16 protein-coding genes are annotated in these 19,005 nt (G+C 71.5%); 5 read left to right on the forward strand and 11 right to left on the reverse strand.

Annotated features, from left to right (window positions below; translation table 11 throughout):
- Window positions 1-36: 36 nt before the first annotated feature.
- The 8 genes from ACWD02_RS32900 to ACWD02_RS32935 form a co-directional block, all read right to left on the reverse strand.
- Window positions 37-1,338, reverse strand: a complete 1,302-nt coding sequence (locus ACWD02_RS32900; protein ID WP_451217197.1) for a cytochrome P450 — start codon at window positions 1,336-1,338, stop codon at window positions 37-39.
- Window positions 1,335-1,997 carry a GTP-binding protein gene (locus ACWD02_RS32905; RefSeq protein WP_451217200.1) on the reverse strand — a complete coding sequence of 221 codons (663 nt, stop codon included), beginning with the start codon at window positions 1,995-1,997 and terminating at the stop codon, window positions 1,335-1,337. The genes ACWD02_RS32900 and ACWD02_RS32905 overlap by 4 nt, the downstream gene beginning before the upstream one ends.
- Window positions 1,975-2,337: a DUF742 domain-containing protein gene (locus ACWD02_RS32910; RefSeq protein ID WP_363205855.1), complete on the reverse strand. Its 363-nt coding sequence runs from the start codon at window positions 2,335-2,337 to the stop codon at window positions 1,975-1,977. Before ACWD02_RS32910 ends, ACWD02_RS32905 begins: the two co-directional genes overlap by 23 nt.
- The gene (locus tag ACWD02_RS32915) at window positions 2,334-2,780 is read right to left on the reverse strand and encodes a roadblock/LC7 domain-containing protein (RefSeq protein WP_451217204.1); all 447 of its coding nucleotides are present in this window, start codon (window positions 2,778-2,780) and stop codon (window positions 2,334-2,336) included. The genes ACWD02_RS32910 and ACWD02_RS32915 overlap by 4 nt, the downstream gene beginning before the upstream one ends.
- Window positions 2,777-4,315 carry an ATP-binding protein gene (locus ACWD02_RS32920; RefSeq protein WP_451217659.1) on the reverse strand — a complete coding sequence of 513 codons (1,539 nt, stop codon included), beginning with the start codon at window positions 4,313-4,315 and terminating at the stop codon, window positions 2,777-2,779. Before ACWD02_RS32920 ends, ACWD02_RS32915 begins: the two co-directional genes overlap by 4 nt.
- Before the next feature lie 234 nt (window positions 4,316-4,549).
- Window positions 4,550-5,995: a 3-hydroxybutyrate oligomer hydrolase family protein gene (locus ACWD02_RS32925; RefSeq protein ID WP_451217207.1), complete on the reverse strand. Its 1,446-nt coding sequence runs from the start codon at window positions 5,993-5,995 to the stop codon at window positions 4,550-4,552.
- Window positions 5,996-6,102: 107 nt separating this feature from the next.
- Entirely contained in the window at window positions 6,103-7,626 is a 1,524-nt protein-coding gene (locus ACWD02_RS32930) for an extracellular catalytic domain type 1 short-chain-length polyhydroxyalkanoate depolymerase (protein ID WP_451217210.1), read from the reverse strand.
- Between the two features lie 357 nt (window positions 7,627-7,983).
- Window positions 7,984-8,508, reverse strand: coding sequence for a flavodoxin domain-containing protein (locus tag ACWD02_RS32935; protein ID WP_451217213.1), 525 nt, complete (start codon window positions 8,506-8,508; stop codon window positions 7,984-7,986).
- Between the two features lie 464 nt (window positions 8,509-8,972).
- Here ACWD02_RS32935 and ACWD02_RS32940 point away from each other — a divergent pair, with 464 nt between their 5' ends.
- From ACWD02_RS32940 to ACWD02_RS32950, 3 genes are all read left to right on the forward strand, one after another.
- Window positions 8,973-9,827: a universal stress protein gene (locus tag ACWD02_RS32940; protein WP_451217216.1), complete on the forward strand. Its 855-nt coding sequence runs from the start codon at window positions 8,973-8,975 to the stop codon at window positions 9,825-9,827.
- A gap of 72 nt (window positions 9,828-9,899) precedes the next feature.
- The gene (locus ACWD02_RS32945) at window positions 9,900-10,544 is read left to right on the forward strand and encodes a hypothetical protein (RefSeq protein ID WP_451217219.1); all 645 of its coding nucleotides are present in this window, start codon (window positions 9,900-9,902) and stop codon (window positions 10,542-10,544) included.
- On the forward strand, window positions 10,541-10,984 hold the full coding sequence (locus tag ACWD02_RS32950; protein WP_451217222.1) for an RDD family protein: 444 nt from the start codon (window positions 10,541-10,543) through the stop codon (window positions 10,982-10,984). The genes ACWD02_RS32945 and ACWD02_RS32950 overlap by 4 nt, the downstream gene beginning before the upstream one ends.
- Window positions 10,985-11,013: 29 nt before the next feature.
- Here ACWD02_RS32950 and ACWD02_RS32955 read toward each other — a convergent pair whose 3' ends face one another.
- Entirely contained in the window at window positions 11,014-12,426 is a 1,413-nt protein-coding gene (locus tag ACWD02_RS32955; protein ID WP_451217225.1) for an MFS transporter, read from the reverse strand.
- A gap of 181 nt (window positions 12,427-12,607) precedes the next feature.
- Here ACWD02_RS32955 and ACWD02_RS32960 point away from each other — a divergent pair, with 181 nt between their 5' ends.
- Both ACWD02_RS32960 and ACWD02_RS32965 read left to right on the forward strand, forming a co-directional pair.
- Window positions 12,608-13,027 (forward strand): DUF7144 family membrane protein, encoded by a 420-nt coding sequence (locus tag ACWD02_RS32960; protein WP_451217228.1) that lies wholly within the window; start codon window positions 12,608-12,610, stop codon window positions 13,025-13,027.
- A 61-nt stretch (window positions 13,028-13,088) separates the two neighbouring features.
- Window positions 13,089-14,816: a SulP family inorganic anion transporter gene (locus ACWD02_RS32965; protein WP_451217231.1), complete on the forward strand. Its 1,728-nt coding sequence runs from the start codon at window positions 13,089-13,091 to the stop codon at window positions 14,814-14,816.
- Window positions 14,817-14,822: 6 nt separating this feature from the next.
- On the opposite strand, the gene ACWD02_RS32970 is transcribed toward ACWD02_RS32965, so the two are convergent.
- Together ACWD02_RS32970 and ACWD02_RS32975 are read right to left on the reverse strand one after the other, a co-directional pair.
- Window positions 14,823-16,304 (reverse strand): alpha-amylase, encoded by a 1,482-nt coding sequence (locus tag ACWD02_RS32970; protein WP_451217234.1) that lies wholly within the window; start codon window positions 16,302-16,304, stop codon window positions 14,823-14,825.
- On the reverse strand, window positions 16,301-18,994 hold the full coding sequence (locus ACWD02_RS32975) for an MGH1-like glycoside hydrolase domain-containing protein (RefSeq protein ID WP_451217236.1): 2,694 nt from the start codon (window positions 18,992-18,994) through the stop codon (window positions 16,301-16,303). Before ACWD02_RS32975 ends, ACWD02_RS32970 begins: the two co-directional genes overlap by 4 nt.
- Window positions 18,995-19,005 lie beyond the last annotated feature (11 nt).

Raw genomic sequence — 19,005 nt, forward strand, 5'->3', positions numbered from 1 at the left:
GGGCGGGGCGGCTGCGGGGGCTTGCGGTGGGTCCGGTCAGAGCACGGAATGCGGCTCCGGCGAGGCGGAATGCTGCGACAGGACCGGAGCGGTGAAGCGGACCGGCAGCGAGGCGAGCCCCTTGCTCCACGGCGACTTGATCCACTCCAGGTCGGCCTGCGGGATGGCCAGTTCGAGGTCGGGCAGCCGGTGGCGGATCGTGTCCACGGCGGTGCGGGTGATCAGCCGGGCCGGGTCCTGGGCGGGGCAGATGTGCGGGCCCGCGCCGAAGGCCAGGTGCGAGCGGTTGCCCACGACCGGGGTGCCGTCGTCCGGCAGGATCTGCGGGTCCGCGTTGGCACCGGCCAGGCCGAGGATGAGCATGTCGCCGGTGCGGATGGACTGCCCGCCGAAGGTCATGTCGCGGGTGGCGTAGCGGGCGGGGAAGTTCTGCGTGGGCGGGAAGCGCCACAGGACCAGGTCGAGTGCGTCGTCCACGCTGAGGTGGCCGCCGGTCAGCGACGAGCGGAACTGCGGGTCGCAGAGCAGGATGCGCAGGGTGGTGGCGATCCAGTTGACGGTGGTCTGGTTACCCGCGACGAACATGACCACGAGGTTGTGCAGGACCTCTTCGTCGGTGAGCCGGGCCGGGTGGTGCAGCAGGGCCGAGGTGATGTCGTTGCCACGGCGGCGCCGCTTCTCCTCGATCAGCTGGAGCAGCATCGCGCCCATGCGCTTGCTGGCGTCGGCGGAGGCGCTGGTGGCGGCGACCGTTCCGGCGACGGCCTCCACCAGCTGCCGCCCGGTCCGGTCGTCCACGCCGAGCAGCGCGGTGATGACGCGCATCGGCAGTTGACGGGCGTAGTCGGCCACCAGATCGGCCTCGCTGCGCTCCGCGAAGGACACGATCACCTGCTCGGCCTCGGCCCGTACCGTGCGCCGCAGTTCGTGGCCGTTGATCCCGGCGAGCGCGGCGGAGACGGCGGCGCGCATCCTGCGGTGCTGCTGTCCGTCGGCGAACAGCAGGGCGGGACGCCAGCCGACCATGGGCAGGATCGGTGAGTCGGCGGGCACCCGGCCTTCCCGCAGCAGGCTCCAGCGGCGCGGATCGTGCGAGAAGTCCTGCTCGTCGCGGGTCAGTTGCAGCAGTTCGCGGTGGCCGATGACGAGCCAGGCATCCACGCCGGGGGCGATGGACACGGGCGCCACCGGCCCGTGGGCGCCGCGCAGCTGCTCGTACAGGGAGGACATGGCGTCGCCGTCGAGGTGCGGTCCGTAGAGCGCAGTCGCCGGCGCCGGAGATCCGGCGACCGGGCAGCTGGTCGGCGGCAGCCCGGCCGCGGGGTGGGGCGAGGTCATGAGGTCTCCGTGGCGATGTGGATGAGGTGCTGGACGAGGCCGATCAGCGCCCGGACCGAGGACGAGGGGTCGCGTGCGTCGCAGGTCACCACGGGGGTGCCGGGGAGCAGGTCGAGGGCGGAGCGCAGGTCGTCCACACTGTGCTGCGGGCTGCCGGGGAAGATGTTGACGGCCACCGCGAAGGGCAGCCCGAGCTCCTCCAGGTTGCCCAGCGCGTCGAAGGACGCCTCCAGGTCACGCGTGTCCACCAGGGCCAGAGCGCCGAGCGCGCCCTTGGCCAGATCCCGCCACGCGGGCAGGAAGCGCTGCTGGCCGGGGGTGCCGAACAGGTAGAGCACCAGCTCCCCGTCGATGGTCATCCGGCCGAAGTCCAGGGCCACGGTCGTGGTCGTCTTGCCGCTCGCCACGACGGTGTCCACCCGGGCACCCGCCTGGGTCATGACGGCCTCGGTGGACAGGGGTTTGATCTCCGAGACGGTGCCGATCAGGGTGGTCTTGCCGACCCCGAGCGGCCCGACGACCAGGATCTTGGCGGCGCCCGCGACGCTGGAGGTGAGGTACTTCCCCGACCCGTGCCCGGCGGGGGCCGCGGCGGAGCCGGGCGGTCGCGGAGCTCCGGGCGCGGGGGACGGCGCGTCAGAGGCGGCTTTCGAGACCATGGAGGACCTTTCTGAGCATGGTCACATCGGTGTATTCGGCCGGGGGCACCGGCGGGCGGGTCACGATGAGCCCCCATTCGAGGAGATCGCAGAGCAACGCCTGGACGACCGAGGGAGGCTGGCCGATGTGGGCGGCCACCTCGGCCACCGAGAGGAGCCCCTGGCAGTGCGCCAGGATGGTCTGGTGCTCGGGCTGGAGCGACGCGGGAAACGCCGCGTCCGTCGCCATCACCAGGGACTCCCAGGCCAGCGCCTCGGTGTCGGCAGCCGCCCGCCCGCGAGTGATCACGTACGGGCGGATCGCCGAGGCCGTCGGCTCCTCCGGCCGGGGGTCCGTCATGACGCCGCGGTGGCCGGATCCCGCGGCAGGCTGCTCAGGTGCGAGCCGATCTTCACCACGAGCAGCTGCATCTGCTGGGCCACCAGGCCGACATCCGCCTGCAGGTCGGTGGCGACCCCCAGGTGCGCACCGACACCGGCGTGGGTGAACAGCACGAACCCGTGGTCGGACTCCAGCATCAACTGCCGTACGCCCGCGCCGGAGCCGAAGAGCAGCGAGGTCGTGGACCGGCCCGTCATGGTCATCGCCGCGCAGGCCGCGGAGAGGGACTCGGCTTCGGCGAGGCTCAGTTCGGACACCGGGCCCGAGAGGTTCTCCGCGGAGGCGTGTCCGAGGCGCAGCCCGTCCTCGGACACCACCACGCTGTGCCGGACCCCGGGGATCTCGATCAGCGGGCGCAGCATCCAGCCCAGGTCGGGAAGGGGGGTGATGATTCCGGTCACTGCCGGCCTCCGTCATGCTCGTCAGGGGTGGGGGATTGGGTCGGCGCGTTCGCCTCACGCGCCATCGGCTGGTCCGCGTCAACGGCCGCCCGGCCGCGCAGCGAACCGGACACCACGCTGGCGATCGACGCGCGCGCCGCTTCCGGGGTCCAGGGGGCCGCGGGCGGGGCCGGCGGCGCCTGCCGGTGCTCCGGGACCGGCAGGCGGGGAGCTCCCGGAGCCGGTTGGCGCCGGTTGCGTCGCTTGGGCAGACCGGCCGGCGTCTCGCGCGCGGGAGGCACGGGCGGTGCGTTCCGTACGGGCAACTCCGCCTGCTCGGCGGGGTCGTGCTGTGCGTGCGGCTCGTGCTGGGCGTCGGCGTACTCCGGCGGTCCGCCGGGGGCCGTCGGCTGCGGTGCGGGAACGGGGGCTGGCTCCGGCTCGGCGGGCCGCTGCGGTGTCTGGACGCCGAGGCGATGGGATCCGGTGAGCTGCGAAGGGGGTTCGGTCAGCAGGCGGAACGGCACGAACGTCACCGCACGCGTGCCGCCATAGGCCGACGCCCCGCTCAGTTCCACGTTGAAGCCGAGCTCACGGCTCCAGCGGCCCACGCAGGCAAGGCCGAGGCGCGGCACCGCGCCGAGCCGTGCCAGGTCCTGGTCGTCGCGGAGCTGGCCCATCGCCCGGTGCAGGACGTCCGGGGGCATCCCGAGTCCCGCGTCGTCGATCTCCAGGACGGCGCCGGCTCCCACCTCGCGGATGGTGACGACGACTTGGGAACGCGAGGGCGAGAACACCGTGGCATTCTCCAGGAGTTCGGCGATGGCGTGCATCAGCCCTTCGACCGCGGGCGGCACGGCGTACAGCGTCTGGCCGCCGTGCACCTCGATCCGGCCGTACTCCACGATCCGCGACTGTGCGCCGCGTACGCAGTCGTAGAGCGAGACCGGCCGTGTCTCCCTGCGGGCGGGCCAGATCCCGCACATCACGAGGAGCGTCTGGGCCTTGCGGGTCATCTGCGCGGCCGCGTGATCGGCCTTCATCACCTCGCCCATGAGATGCGGGTCGTCGATGGAGCGCTCGACCCGGTCGAGGACCTGCTGCTGCACGGTGGCCATCGCGTGCATGGTGCGTGCGACGGACTCGAAGGCGGCCTGCACCGAGTCGCGCAGGCCGCGCTCGCGGCGCACCGCCTCGTCCGAGCCGAGTGCGACGGCCACGGCGGACAGGGCCCCGGCGAACTCCTCACCGGTCTCCGTCGGCGCCGCCAACGGCCCCGGCACGCCCTCGAGTCGCTGCCCGGCGCGTACGCGCTCCGCGATCGCCGGGAGCCGCACACCGGCGAGGTGCACGACTTCGGCCTCCCGGGCCGCGGCAAGCCGCTCCTGGCGAGCCCGGTCGGCCCGCTCGGCGGACAGCTGCCGGACGAGCACGAGGACCCAGGCGAGCAGCAGCACCGCGACCGCGGCACAGCCACCGGCCAGGACCTGCCGCCACTCCGCCGCGGCGTCCAGGGCGGCGAGCACCGCTCCCGCGACGGCCAGGATCACGGCCATCAGCCAGACCACGGCCTCGCGTCCCACGGACCCGCGCTTGAGACGGCTCACCACGGCCTACTTGCCCCGGCAATCCTGCAGACCTTCACCACGACGAACGAACCCTCCCCGAACGCACCGAACTCCCTTACGAATGGGGAGCGAGGCGATCTTAGGTCAACTCGGCGTTTTTTGGCTGGCCGTTGAGGAAGCCGGGCTTCCGGCACCCCTGCCCCAGCCGGGGCACGGCCCCTATTACTGGCCGGTGAGAGGGCAGCGGGCGAGCAGGGACACCGGGTCGGCGGTGTCCGGACGCGGCACGGTCCGGCCGGGCGGGGGCTGCTTGCCCCGGCCGGTCCAGTCCTCCATCGCCTCGAACGCCGAGCGGTGGCAGGGCACCAGGGGCCGCAGCCTGTCGGGGTGTGCGTCGACGAGCGAATCGACGTGCGTGCCGTCCTCGATGCGGTAGTAGCGGAACAGGCCGCCACGGCCGGCGTCGCGCACCATCTTCGCGTAGACGTCCGAGTCCTTGCTGATGGGCAACTGGACGTCGAGGGTGCCGTGCACGGTGATCAGTGGTTTGCCGATACGTCCGGTCAGGGCGATCTTCTGCACGGCCTTGCGGACTTCCCGTGGCCGGGACGCGTACGAGTAGTCGGCGTCGCACGCCGGGGTCCCCGGGGCGCAGAAGGGAGTTCCGGCCTCGGTCGCGCCGTCGTATCCCGGGTCGAGTTCCTCGCGGTAGATCCGCTGGGTCAAGTCCCAGTACACCTGGTGGTGATAGGGCCACAGGAACTCCGAACCGGCCGGGAAACCGGCGGCGACCATCTCCTGGCGGGCCTTGTCCGCTCCCTCGCCTCCCTGCGCGTACCTCGGATAGGCGCGCAGAGCGGGCGGCAGGAAGTCGAGCAGGTTCGGCCCCCCGGTCCGCCACAGCGTGCCTTCCCAGTCCACTCCCCCGTCGTAGAGCTCGGGATGGTTCTCCAGCTGCCAGCGCACCAGGTACCCGCCGTTGGACATGCCGGTGGCCAGCGTGCGCGCGGCGGGCCGGTGATACCGCTGCGTCACCACGGTCTTAGCCGCGCGGGTGAGCTGGGTGACGCGCTCGTTCCATTCGGCGATGGCGTCGCCCGGCCGGGCCCCGTCCCGGTGGAAGGCGGCGCCGGTGTTGCCCTTGTCGGTCGAGGCGAAGGCGTAACCCCGGGAGAGCACCCAGTCGCCGATCGCCCGGTCGTTGGCGTACGTCTCACGGACCCCGGGGGTGCCCGCGACGACCAGACCGCCGTTCCAACGGTCGGGCAGGCGGATGACGAACTGCGCGTCGTGCGCCCAGCCGTGGTTGGTGTTGGTCGCCGAGCTGTCGGGGAAGTAGCCGTCGATCTGGATGCCGGGGACACCGCGCGGCGTCGTGAGCCCGGCGGGGGTCAGCCCCGCGTAGTCCGCCGGGTCGGTGTGGCCCGAGCCGACCGTCCCCGCGGTGGTCAACTCCGCGAGGCAGGAGGTCTTCTGGCGTTCGGCGCCCGGCACCTTCAGCTTCGCCATCGACGCGCAGTGTCCCGTGCCGCTGCCCCGGGATTCGGCTCGGTCATCGGTTCCTCCGCGCTGTCCCGCGACCGCCGGGACCGCGGCGAGCGTGACCAGCAGCGCCGTCAGGGCGATGGCGCCGCGCAACGACCGCGCCGGGCGCCTCCGACGGGACATGCGGAGTGTGCGGGGTGTACGGGGTGTGCGTCTGGGTGGGTCTACGGCGGGCACGGGTTCCTCCGGTGGGCGTGCGTGCGGCGGCTGCGTGGGGGCGGCGGTGGGCGTCAGGGGCAGGTGCCGTCGGCGATGACGTAGTGGCCGGTCGGCGACTCCTTCAAGGTGTGCGTGACGGCGATGTTGTAGAGGCCCATGTTCTGGTTCGAGCCCTTGGCGTAGGTGTAGCCGCCGCTGGTGGTGGCGCGTCCGGCCTGGACGTGCTGGTAGTTGTTCGCGGTCCAGCACTTGGCCGCGGAGCCCGTGGTGGAGGCGGTGATCTGGGGCGAGCGCGCCCCTTCCGTGCCGTCCGCGGCGCGGGCGGCCACGCTGTAGGTGTGGCCGGCGCCGGGACTGAGGCCGGTGTCCGTGAACGGCGGACCGGTCGGCGTGGCGACACGGTTGCCGTCCCGGTACACGGCGTAGGACGCGGCGTCGGTGACGCGGTTCCAGTTCAAGGTGACGGAGGCGTCGGTCGCACCGGTCGCGGCCAGACCGCTCGGAGCGGGCAGTCCGCCGGGGTCGGGGGCGGAGCCGTCCAGGCCGAAGAAGCCGGTGATCCAGTGGCTGGAACAGATGGAGTCGATGAAGTGGGCCGTCCCGGTCGCTCCGCACTGCGTCGCGCCCGTTCCCGGGTCGACCGGGGTGCCGTGGCCGATGGCGGGAACCCGGTCGACCTCCACGGCGGCGGACCCGTCCGCTCCGAGGTACTGCTCCCTGCGGGTCGAGTTGGGGCCGATGGTGGAGGTGCGGTCCGGGCTCTGGTCAAGGCCGTGGACGGCCGTCCACTGGTCACGCAGTTCGTCGGCGTTCTTCTTGGCGACGGTCGGGTCGTTGTCACCGTGCCAGATCGCCACTCGCGGCCACGGCCCCGCGTATCCGGGGTGGGCGTCACGCACGGCCCCCGCCCAGGCCGAGGGAGTGCGGTCGACGCCGGGGTTCATGCAGCTGTACGCGGACAGCACGTCGTTCGCGCAGCCGTACGGGAGGCCCGCGACCACGGCGCCCGCCTCGAACACGTCGGGGTAGGCGGCGAGCATCACCGACGTCATGGCGCCGCCGGCCGACAGACCGGTGGCGTAAGCCTGTTCGGGGTCGGCGCCGTACGCGGAGACGGCGTGGCCGACCATCTGACGGATCGAGGCGGCCTCGCCCTGTCCGCGTCGTGTGTCCCCGGGCTGGAACCAGTTGAAGCACTTGCTGCTGTTGTTGGCGGACGTCTGCTCGGGGAAGACGAGCAGGAAGCCGTGCTGGTCCGCGAACTTCGTCAGACCCGCGTTGTCGGCGTAGAGCTGCGCGTTCTGGCTGCAGCCGTGCATGGCCACCACCACGGCGGGGTCCGCCGCCAGGGTCGCCGGCCGATACACGTACATGTTCAGACTGCCGGGGTTGGCGCCGAAGTTGCCGACCTTCTCCAGGGCTGGGGCCGCCTGCGCCGAGGGCGAGGGCACGGTCACCGCTGCGGTCACCAGCAGGCCCACCACGGCGGTCACGCGTCCCAGGGCCCGGCGCCAGCTCGCCCCGGCCCTCCCTGTCGCGCGGGGCGGGTGCCCTGTGGACGGCTGCGGGTTGAGGCGTCTGTCGTACGACGGCATGGCGGCTCCCGACGGAGGGTGGCGCGCTCTCCGGGGCGGATCGCGCGACCCCAGAGTTCGTCCGCCGCCTGCTGCGGGCCTGGACGCTGGGGTGCGGGCCACCGTAGGAGCCACCGTGACCGGGGCAGAATGGCGGCGGACGCCACAAGGTCGTCAACTGCCGCTGGTGTCAGCCCTGTTGCCGCCGCGTCTGCTTCCGTGTTATTGGCGTCGCCCTGACCTGATGGCTGTGCAGACCCTGGTTGAGTTCGCGCAGGACCGCCTCCAGCAGGCTGCGTGTTCCGCCCAGGACGGAGTCCGTGCGCACGTCGGGGGCGGGCGGACCGGAGCCGCCTCTGCCGGTTGTGGCCCGCGGCGTCACAGGCCCGTGCCGGAGCTGTCGGCGAGGGCGAGCCCGCGGTGGATGCGTTCCGCCCAGTTGTCGACGGCCTTCCAGTCCCGGTGGTCGCCGTACCGTCCGCCGCGCGCCCGGAAGGCCAGATGCCGCCACCGCGGGACGTGATCGCGGTGGACGGCGCCCGCCAGCATCTGGTGCTCCCAGGGGCGGATGAGGGATCGGACCCCCGCCAGTTGCCGGGGCTCGGCACGGCCACGGCCGGGCCACCGGCCCGCGTGGGGCGGCACGCCGACGCTGTAGAGCCACGTGGGATGCGTGGCCAGGGTGCTGGGGTGACTGCGGATGAAGTCGGTGGCCTGCGACAGCCAGGCTCCGTGGTGCACGGCGCTGCCCAGCACGAACGCGTCGTGGCCTCCGGTCTTCTGTTCCGCCGCCAGCGGCACGATGACCGTGATGTGCCCGCACTCCGCGAGCCGGGTCGAGAGGCGTTCCGCGATGCCATGGGTGGAGCCGTGTACCCCGGTGTATCCGACCAGGATGTTCATGCCGCGGCTCCTCTGCCGCCATCCGCAGCCGTCCGCTTTCCGAGACGTGACATCCAGGCTCTCCCACTGTCAGTAGAAAACAGCACAGAAAGGCAGAACGCCGAGGTCTGGGGCTTCCGTCACCATAGATCCGGTCACGCACATCGAACAGGTGTCTACCGGCCACTGTGGTCCCCCGCACCGACCGGAAGTCGACGTAGCCATGGGAGGCCCTACGGCCAAGCCGTGACGCGGCAGTACGGCGATGCGGTGATGTGGGACCGCCGGGGGTACGCCGGAGCTGGTGGCCTGCGGACGAGTGCGCCTCACGGCACGTCGGCCACGTTTGGCTCCGACCCGCCCGGGAACTTTGCGTCTGCCCCACGACGGCACTGCCACCACGCCGTCCGCGCCGCTGCCGTCCGCCAGACCATGGCCGACACCCGTTCCCGTCACGCCCCGACCGCAACGCGGAGGTGCGCACCATGTCCATGCAGCAGACCATCACCGCCGGTGTCGACGGCTCACCCGGGAGCCTGGAGGCCGCCGGCTGGGCAGCCCACGAAGCCCTGCGCCGTGACCTGCCCCTCCACCTCGTGCATGCCAGCGCCCCGCCGCCCGAGCGCAGCCGCCTGCCGGAGATCGACGCCCCGTACGACCGTGAGCGCGGCGCGCTCGGCCGCGCCGTCCTGCATCTGTCGAACGCCCATCCCACCCTGCGGATCCTCGACGAGCAGGTCACCGGGTCACCGGTGGGCGCGCTCCTCGCGGCGGCCAGTTCCTCGGCCCTGCTCGTGGTCGGCTCGCACGGCGCGGGCGCGATCACCGGGGCGCTGGTCGGCTCGGTCGCGCAGGCCGTCGCGGCACGCGCCTCCTGCCCGACGGCTCTGGTGGGAGCGCGGGGCCCCGCCGAGAACAGCCACCAGGGGCCGACGGGCGATCCGGAGCACCCGGTGGTGCTCGGCATCGACCTGGCACGCCCCGGCGACGAGCTGCTCGAGTACGCCTTCGACGCGGCGGCGTCCCGCCAGGCACCGCTCCATGTCGTGCACGTCTGGACCGCCCCCCTGGTGCCCTCGGCCGACGCCATCGACCCCATGCCGGAGAAGGTGCAGCAGCTGGCGGCCGAACTCGCCCCCTGGCGGCGGAAGTTCCCCCGGACGCGGGTCACCGACCAGCTCGTGCACGGCCTGGCGGGCCACCATGTGGTCAAGGCCGCCTCGGCGGCCTGCCTGCTGGTCATCGGCCGCCGTGTCCCCGTCGGACCGCACCTCGGCCGGACCGCGCACGCGGCGATCCACCACGCCAAATGCCCGGTCGTCGTCGTTCCGCACTACTGAGGGTCCTCCGCCGCGGGTGATTCACCCGCGGCGGAGGATGTCAGCGCCGCCGATTCCCGCTGCGATCACCGGATGGCTGAGGAAGACGCATGGGGCCCGCTGGCGTTCGTCGCCCGGCGGGCACGGAGTGTGCTGGGCATCGTGGACGAGGCGGCGGGCACGGTCGTCCGCGTGCTGACGGGCGCGGTTCTCGACCGCATCGACCTGGACGCTCTCGTGTCCCGTGTCGACGTGAACCGGATCGCCGACCGGATCGACGTGGGGCGGATCGCCGAACGGGTCGACGTGGACGCCGTCGCGGACCGGGTGGACGTACACCGGGTCGCCGCCCGGGTGGACGTGGAGAGCATCGCCGACCGGATCGACGTCAACCGCGTGGCCGACCGCGTCGACGTGGACCGCGTCGCGGAGCGGGTCGACGCGGACCGCATCGCCGACCGGATCGATGTCGACCGGGTCGCGGGCCGGGTCGACGTCGACGCGGTGATCGTACGGATCGATCTGGTGGGACTCACCCGTGACGTGCTGTCAGAGATGGACCTCGGGCGGGTCATCCGTGACACCGGGGGCGGGATGGCCGCGGAGACCGCCGACGCGGTGCGTCTGCTCGGCCGGCGAGGTGACCGGGGCGTCAACCGGTTCAGTGACCGGCTGCTCCGGCGTGCCGGGCCGCCGCGGGTCAACGGCGCCGGTCCGCCACCGGAGCCCGAGCGGTGACCGAGGCGCAGGCCGGAGCCGGGCCCGAGCACGCCGGGCTCGTCACGCGCGGGGTCGCGGCGATACTCGACGTGCTGGTCCTCGCCGCCGTCGGCCTCGCGGTGCAGGCGGGCGCCGGCTGTGTGCGTCTGCTGCTCATCGGGCCCCCGTTCCGCTTCCCCGACCTCCCCGGCTGGCTCACCGGCCTCTCGGGCTGGACCCTGGCCGTCCTGTACTTCGGCTGCTCGTGGTCCGCCATCGGGCGCACGGTGGGAGACCGGCTGATGGGGCTGCGCGTCACCGACCGCGCCGGCGCGCTTCTCGGGCTGCCCCGGTCCCTGGTGCGTGCGGCGCTGTGTGTCACCTTCCCGCTGGGCCTGTACTGGGTGCCGCTCAGCAGACGCCGCGCGTCCGTGCAGGACCTCCTTGTCGCCAGCACGGTGCGCTACGACTGGCATTGACCGCCGCCCCCGAGGCGGTCCGCGCACCCTCACCCGTGCCGGGTGGGGGCCGCGTTCCGGGGCAGCATGGCGGCGGCCCAGAATCCACCGAGCCCGATGACGGCGAGGACGACGAGGGCCACGGCGTACGGTCCTGCCGCCGGATCGGCGACGAGGATGGTGCCCGCGATCGCGGTGCCCACCGATGAACCGAGGTTGGACACACTGCGCGAGAGCCCGGAGATCTCGCCCTGCTGGTCCTCGGGGAAGGCCGACTGCACCACGTTGACCGAGGGCGTCAGCATCACCCCCATCCCCAGCCCGATCAGCAGCAGCCCGGGGACGGAGTGCCAAGGGCTCGGCTCCCCGCGGGACATGGCGAGCAGCAGCCCGATGCCGCAGACCGTCACGGCGAACCCGGCCATCACGAGCGTGCGTTGCTCGCGCCGCTTCGCGAGGCGCGCGGCGCCGAGCGAGGACACGAGCAGACCCATGGTGGAGGCGCTGAAGATCACGCCGGTGCTGATCGCGTCGTACCCGCGAACGACCTGGAGGTACGCGGCCACCACGAACGACACCCCCATGAGCATCAGCCACTGGGTGTGCTGGGTGATCAGACCGAGGTTGGAGGGACGGTTGCGGAACAGCGCGGTGCGCAACAGCGGCTGGGACCCCGCGCGTTCCTTCGCCCGCACCCAGCGGAAGAAGGCCACGAGGACCAGCGTGCCGACCAGCAGCAAGCCGCCCATCAGCCAGCCGTTCTCGTCGGCGGCGAGGATTCCCGTGACGACCAGGACCAGACCGGTGGCCGAGAGCACCGCTCCCCCCGTGTCGAAGACACGCTCGGGGTCCGGCGGGACGGGGTCCTCGATGCGGCGGGCCAGCACGATGATCACCGCGACCACCAGGGCCTGGAAGACGAAGGCCGCCCGCCAGCTGATCGCCGAGGTGATGAGCCCGCCGATCAGCGGCCCGGCGGCGGCGCCGATGCCGCCCATCGCCATGATCGTCCCGAAGGCGCGGGCGCGGTCGGTCACGTTCGTGAACAGGAGCGTGGTGAGAATGTAGACGGGCGGGATGAGCAGGGCGGTGCCGATGCCCTCCAGGATCGAGTTGCCCAGGATGAGGATGCCCAGGCCGGGTGCCACGGCGCTGAGGAGAGCTCCGACTCCGTACACGGTGAGGCCGACGAGGAGGCAGCGCTTGCGGCCGTAACGGTCGGTCAGGATGCCGCCCGGAATCATCAGCGCCGCCATGACCAGCAGGAAAATGGTGATGGCGGTCTGCACGCCCTGCACCGTCGTGTCCAGGTCCTCGCTGATGTCCTGGATCATGACCGTCATGTTCGAGCCCGCGAAGCTGCAGACGAACTGCGCGAGGGCCAGCGGCGCAAGGACTTGACGCGGCCCAGGGCGCTTCTCCTGCCGGGCGTGTGATCCCTCTGGACTGGACGGCACGGTCATCGCCTCGCCTCCCGTTGCCTCCCGCTGGCGGGTGCCTCCCGTGGCGGGTCGGCGTCGGCCAGCCTCGTGGGAGGCCTGCCCTGCGGCGTCACCCTCGGAGGGTGACGACCGGGGGCACCGGTCGGGGGCAACACTCAGGGCAACGCGGTGCAACCGGCACCCTCGGTACGGAGGTTCTGTCATGACCGCCTCGACGACCCAGCGCCATACCCCCAGCACCAAACAGACGGCGGCCGCCGGGCTGACCATCTTCGCGGGGGTGCTGTTGTTCCTGTCCGGGTCCATGGACTTCTGCCGGGGTCTGATGGCCGTCCTGGAGGACGACATCTTTCTGCGCACCCCCGGTTACACCTTCGAGTTCGACCTGACGAGCTGGGGCTGGATCCACATGGCCATCGGCACCATCGCCGTGGTCGTCGCCTTCGGCCTGTTCGTGGCCGCGACCTGGGCCAGGATCACCGGCATCGGCATCACCTCGCTGATGATCATCGCCAGCTTCCTGTCCCTCCCCTACCACCCCATCTGGTCCATCACCCTGATCGCGATGGACGGGTTCATCATCTGGGCCCTGTGCGTGGTGGAGAAGGACACCGTCTACTGACCGGGGTGGCCCATGAGTGACGGACGGGCGCACCAAGGCGCCGGGCAGAGGTGAGGGACCGGTGCATGCGCGCGGGACGCCGCCAGGGGTCAGGACGCTGCGGAACTACCGCAGGGAGTGGCTGCTCAAGGATGTGGTCGCGGGCATCGTGCTGAGCACGTTGCTCGTGCCACAGGGCATGGCGTACGCCGAGCTGGCCGGTCTGCCGCCGATCACCGGTCTGTACACCTCTGTGCTGTGTCTGCTCGCGTACGCCGTCGCCGGTCCCTCGCGCGTTCTGGTGCTCGGTCCCGACTCCTCGCTCGGCCCGATGATCGCCGCGACGGTCCTGCCCCTGCTCGCCGCGGACGGGGACAGTGGACGCGCGGTCGCGCTTGCCTCGGTGCTCGCCCTGATGGTCGGCGCGATCACGCTGCTCGCGGGCGTTGCGCGGCTCGGTTTCGTCGCCGACCTCATCTCCAGGCCCACCATGATCGGCTACATGAACGGCCTGGCCCTGACCATCCTCATCGGGCAGTTGCCCAAGCTGTTCGGCTTCTCGACCGACGGTGACGGTCTGATCGACGAGGTCGAGGCCTTCGCCCGGGGGATCGCGGAGGGCTCGACGGAGCCGGCCGCCCTCGCGGTCGGCGGCGGCTGCATCCTCGTGATCCTGCTGCTGCAGCGGCTGATGCCGAAGATCCCGGCCGTCCTCGTCATGGTCGTGCTGGCCGTCACCGCTTCCGTCGTCCTCGATCTGGACGAGCACGGCGTGAAGACCGTCGGCCGCCTCCCCGAGGGGCTGCCGCCGTTCACGGTCCCGCACATCGGCTGGGACGATCTGGGCCCGCTGTTCGTCGGCGCGGTGGGCATCGCCCTGGTGTCCCTGGCCGACACCATCTCCAACGCGTCCGCCTTCGCCGCCCGCACCGGTCAGCAGGTGCGCGGCAACGACGAGATGATCGCGATCGGCACGGCGAACATGGCCGCGGGCCTCTTCCAGGGTTTCCCCGTGAGCACCAGCGGCTCACGTACGGCCGTGGCCGAACGGGCCGGGGCCAAGACGCAGCTCACCGGGCTCGTCGGGGCGGGCCTCATCGTCCTCATGCTCGTGCTGCTGCCGGGGCTGTTCCGCGACCTGCCGCAGCCCGCGCTCGCCGCGGTGGTCATCACGGCCTCGCTGTCGCTGGCCGACCTCGCGGGCGCGACGCGGCTATGGCGTCAGCGCAAGGCGGAGTTCTGGCTCTGCATCGCGGCGTTCCTCGGGGTGGCGCTGCTCGGTGTCCTGCCGGGGATCGCGGTCGCGGTGGGGCTGTCCATCCTGAACGTCTTCCGGCGCGCCTGGTGGCCCTACAGCACCGTGCTGGGGCGTGTGTCCGGCCTGGAGGGCTATCACGACGTACGGTCGCACCCGACCGCCCGACGGCTGCCGGGCCTGGTGATCATGCGCTTCGACGCGCCGTTGTTCTTCGCCAACGCCAAGTCGTTCCGCGAAGAGGTCCTGCGATACACGCATGCCGAACCGGCACCGCGGCGCGTGTTGATCGCGGCGGAGCCGGTGACCGACGTGGACACCACCGCGGCGGATGTCCTGGAGGAATTGGACGCGACTCTCCGGGAGCTGGGCGTGGACCTGATCTTCGCGGAACTCAAGGACCCGGTGCGGCGCAAGGTCGAGCGCTACGGGCTGGCCCGCACCTTCCACGCGCACCGCTTCTATCCCACCGTGGAGGCCGCGGTGGAGGCCTTCCGCTCCGAGAGCGGCACCGACTGGGCCCCGGTGGACCGGTCGGCCGGAGACGAGAGCTGATCCAGGTCAGCCCGCCGCGACGACCGAGAGCAGGTGGGTGCCCCATGGCGGCACGTCGACGTACAGCCCGCTCGACGTCAGCTCCGCACCCGAACGCTCGTACCGCTCGGCGTCGAGGAGCCCCACCAACTCGCAGGAGCCTTCGCCCAGTTCACGCCAGGGCAACCGGATGCGTGCCTGTGCCCGGTGCTCCGAGAGGTTCACCACGGTCAGGAACCTGCCGGACTCACCGGTCCAGGACGAGGCGATCAGGTCACGGCCCGAGTCGTTGTCGGGCCAGCCGTCGCCGTCCAGGAGCTCCCACCGGCCCGTACGCATGCCGCTGCGATGCACGCTGGAGAGCAGCCGCTCGTAGAACGCCTTGAGCGATGGGTCCGCCGGCTCTTCGGGACGGCGGTCCAGGAAGACCGGCAGATGGACGCGGCGCCCGGTGAACTGGCCCTCGTGCCACAGCGTCGCGCCGGGCAGCGTGGCGATCAGCACGGCCGCCGCCCGCTCCTTCGCCATGGGCAGCGTGCGAGCGGCCCGGGGCTCGTCGTGGTTCTCCAGGAACCGGACGAGTCCGCGCTGGTACTGCTCGTCGGCCCGCAGATGCGCCCTGACCGACTCGGCGCTCTCGTTCAGCACCCGGTCGTACAGACGCTTGTCGTAGCAGAAGTCGAACCCCTGCTGCTGCAGGGCCCATTCGAGGTCCCAGTACGCCTCGGCGGCGAAGAGCATGTGCGGGTGCCGGCGACGGACGGTGGACACGACCTCGGGCCAGAAGTCCTCCTGCGGCACGAGCCCCGCACGCTCGCCCCACGTCCGCGCGAAGACGTCGTTCATCATCAGCATCGCCATGTCGCAGCGCACCCCGTCGCAGACCTGTCCGATGCCGTCCAGCACCTCCGCGGTCGCCCGCCGCAGGGCGGGGGCGAAGGCGTTCAGCTGGACCACGTCCGGCCAGGGCGGGAAGAACGGGTCGCGGCCCCGGGCGAGCACGGCGCTCCCGGTGTCGAGGAACCCGGCCGGATCACTTCGGGCGTCCTCCGCGTCCCCCTGCACGAAGTACTCGGGATGCTCGTCCACCCAAGGGCTGTCCGGGGCCAGGTGGTTGGGCACGTAGTCCAGCAGCAGCCCGACTCCCCTGCGGTCGAGTTCGGTCCGGGCCGCGGCCAGCCCCGCGGGACCGCCGAGCGCCGCGTCGACCTCGTAACGGCGGATGCAGTACGGCGATCCGGCGATGTCCTCCTCGCCGATGTCCGGGACGGCTTCGGCGAACGCGCCGCGCAGCGCCTGGTCCTGGAGGGCGATGGCGCGCCCTCGCGGGCTGCGTTCCCACACCCCCATCAGCCAGACGGCGTCGACCCCGGCGGGCGTGATCTCGTCCCAGACCTCTTTGGGCACGTCCGCCAGATCGGCCGGACCGCCGGTGCGCAGGGCGGTCTCCCTCAGCCATACGCGGGTGTTGACCTCGTGCACGACGGGCTGCGCGGGCAACTGGGTCATCGGTTCTGCCTCCTCGCGGTGCCGGGACGGAAGTCGTCAGGGCCGAGCGTGCCGAAGATCTTCATCATGGCCGCGACAAGACCGGTCCAGCCCGTCTGGTGCGAGGCGCCGAGCCCCGCGCCGTTGTCGCCGTGGAAGTACTCGTAGAAGGTAATCAGGTCCCGCCAGTGCGGGTCGTCCGCGAACTTCCGCTGGCCTCCGTACACGGGACGTCGCCCGTCGTCGTCGCTCAGGAAGATCCGGCCGAGGCGTCCGCTGATGTCCTCGGCGACCTCGTACAGGTTCTTGCGCACCCCCGAGCCGGTCGGGCACTCGACGGTGAAGTCGTCGCCGTAGAAGCCGTAGAGGTTGAGCAGCCCCCGGATGACGAGTGCGTTCATCGGCAGCCAGACCGGGCCGCGCCAGTTGGAGTTGCCGCCGAACATGCCGGTGTCCGACTCGGCGGGCAGATAGCCGACCTTGTACTCCTCGCCGTGCACCCAGAACGAGTACGGGTGCTCGGCGTGGTGGCGGGAGAGCGCCCTGATCCCGTAGGGGCTCAGGAACTCGTCCTCGGAAAGGAGCCGGGCCAGCACGCGCACCAGTTTCTTCTCGTCCAGCACGGACAGCAGCCGTGGGCCACCCGCGACGCCGGACTGCGCCGCGGTCACCGTCACGGACAGCGAGGGGTGGCGCTCGGCGAACCGTCGCAACCGGTCGCCGAGACCGGAGAGACGCTCCAGCTGATCGGGCTGGAAGACGGTCGACGCGCACAGCGGCAGCAGCCCCACCATGGAGCGGACCTTCAGCCGCACCGCATGCCCGTCGGGCAGCCGCAGCACGTCGTAGTAGAACCCGTCCTCCTCGTCCCACAGTTCGTCGTGCAGGTCGCCGACCCGGTCCATCGACGCCGCGATCCACAGGTAGTGCTCGACGAACTTCAGGACCAGCTCTTCGTAGGCCGGGTTGAGTTCGACCAGCTCCATGGCGATCTGGAGCATCGACTGGCAGTACAGGGCCATCCACGCGGTGCCGTCCGCCTGTTCCAGGGTTCCGCCGGTGGGCAGGGGGGCGCTGCGGTCGAAGACGCCGATGTTGTCGAGGCCGAGGAAGCCGCCCTGGAAGATGTTGCGGCCGCCGGGGTCCTTGCGGTTGACCCACCAGGTGAAGTTCGTGAGCAGCTTCTGGAAGGTCCGTTCCAGGAAGGCCCGGTCGGCCTGGCCGGTCGTGCCCTTCTCCACGGTGTAGACGAAGTACGCGGCCCAGGCGTGCACGGGCGGGTTGACGTCGCCGAAGTTCCACTCGTACGCGGGGATCTGTCCGTTGGGGTGCAAGTAGGCGTCACGCAGCAGCAGTTCGAGCTGCTCCTTGGCGAAGCCGATGTCGACGACCGACAGACCCACGGCGTGGAACGCCAGGTCCCATGCGGCGAACCAGGGGTACTCCCACTTGTCCGGCATGGAGACGATGTCGTCGCTCACCATGTGGAACCACTCGTGGTTGCGCATCCCCGGCCGCGGTGGGCTCCACGGGGTCAGCTCGTGCTCGGCCAGCCACCTCTCCAGGTCGAAGCCGTAGTACTGCTTGGACCAGAGCATGCCGGACAGGGCCTGGCGCAGCACGCGTGCCTCGTCCTCGCTCGCCCGCTCGGGCGTCAACTCGCCGTAGAACGCGTCGGCTTCGGCGATGCGGTCGGTGAAGACCGTGTCGAAGCCCCGCGACAGAGAGAGCTTCGCGTCCGCGGGTCCGAGGCGCAGCCGCAGCGTCTGAGACCCTCCCGCGGGGACACTGAGCGTGTGGTGGGCGGCGGCCTTCGTACCCTCCCGCGCCGGGTTGACGGCGCTCTCCTCGCCCTCGACGACGTACCGGCCGATGGAGTTCTTGACGTAGGGGGAAGCGTTGGGCGAGCCGAAGAGCCGTTCGTTGTCGGTCTCGTTCTCCGTGAACAGCAGCGGCACCCCGTCGGCGCACCGCAGGGCGTAGCTGCCGAGCTCGGGATGGTCGGCCCGGATCGTCGGGTGCGGCCCCTCGGCGGCCCGCAGCCGTGGCCCGCCCCGCTCGTCCTGCTGCTCGCCCCAGGACCAGGTGTTGCGGAACCACAGGGTGGGCAGCACGTGCAGGGTCGCCTCTTCGGGGCCGCGGTTGGCGACGGTGATCCGCATCAGGATGTCGTCGTGGTCCGCCTTGGCGTACTCCACCGTGACGTCGAAGTACCGGTCCTCGTCGAACACTCCGGTGTCCATGAGCTCGTACTCGAACTCCTGGCGCGTGCGGTTCCGGTTGACGGAGACGAGGTCGTTGTACGGGAACTCCGCCTGCGGATACTTGTAGAGATACCGCAGGTAGGAGTGGCTGGGGGTGCTGTCGAGGTAGAAGTAGTACTCCTTTACGTCCTCGCCGTGGTTGCCCTCGCCGTTGGTGAGCCCGAAGGCGCGCTCCTTGAGGATCGGGTCGCGGCCGTTCCACAGGGCGAGGGCCAGGCACAGGCGCTGCCTGTCGTCGCAGATGCCGCCCAGACCGTCCTCGCCCCACCGGTAGGCGCGTGAACGCGCGTGATCGTGCGGGAAGTAGGACCAGGCGTCGCCGCCGGAGCTGTAGTCCTCACGGACCGTGCCCCATTGCCGTTCGCTCAGATACGGGCCCCACAGGCGCGACCGTGCGCTGCCGTCACCGATCGGTCCGATCCGCCCGGCGTGCGTCCGCGTCTTCATGCGCGTCTCCC

The organism is Streptomyces sp. NPDC002853 (genome assembly GCF_053591915.1).

Coding starts and splice junctions, on each gene's coding strand:
- ACWD02_RS32955 (WP_451217225.1), bottom strand. CDS start 12,426: ATGACCGTGCCGTCCAGTCCAGAGGGATCACACGCCCGGCAGGAGAAG.
- ACWD02_RS32935 (WP_451217213.1), bottom strand. CDS start 8,508: ATGAACATCCTGGTCGGATACACCGGGGTACACGGCTCCACCCATGGC.
- ACWD02_RS32930 (WP_451217210.1), bottom strand. CDS start 7,626: ATGCCGTCGTACGACAGACGCCTCAACCCGCAGCCGTCCACAGGGCAC.
- ACWD02_RS32945 (WP_451217219.1), top strand. CDS start 9,900: ATGGCTGAGGAAGACGCATGGGGCCCGCTGGCGTTCGTCGCCCGGCGG.
- ACWD02_RS32940 (WP_451217216.1), top strand. CDS start 8,973: ATGTCCATGCAGCAGACCATCACCGCCGGTGTCGACGGCTCACCCGGG.
- ACWD02_RS32910 (WP_363205855.1), bottom strand. CDS start 2,337: ATGACGGACCCCCGGCCGGAGGAGCCGACGGCCTCGGCGATCCGCCCG.
- ACWD02_RS32905 (WP_451217200.1), bottom strand. CDS start 1,997: ATGGTCTCGAAAGCCGCCTCTGACGCGCCGTCCCCCGCGCCCGGAGCT.
- ACWD02_RS32970 (WP_451217234.1), bottom strand. CDS start 16,304: ATGACCCAGTTGCCCGCGCAGCCCGTCGTGCACGAGGTCAACACCCGC.
- ACWD02_RS32920 (WP_451217659.1), bottom strand. CDS start 4,315: ATGGCCGTGATCCTGGCCGTCGCGGGAGCGGTGCTCGCCGCCCTGGAC.
- ACWD02_RS32960 (WP_451217228.1), top strand. CDS start 12,608: ATGACCGCCTCGACGACCCAGCGCCATACCCCCAGCACCAAACAGACG.
- ACWD02_RS32975 (WP_451217236.1), bottom strand. CDS start 18,994: ATGAAGACGCGGACGCACGCCGGGCGGATCGGACCGATCGGTGACGGC.
- ACWD02_RS32900 (WP_451217197.1), bottom strand. CDS start 1,338: ATGACCTCGCCCCACCCCGCGGCCGGGCTGCCGCCGACCAGCTGCCCG.
- ACWD02_RS32925 (WP_451217207.1), bottom strand. CDS start 5,995: ATGTCCCGTCGGAGGCGCCCGGCGCGGTCGTTGCGCGGCGCCATCGCC.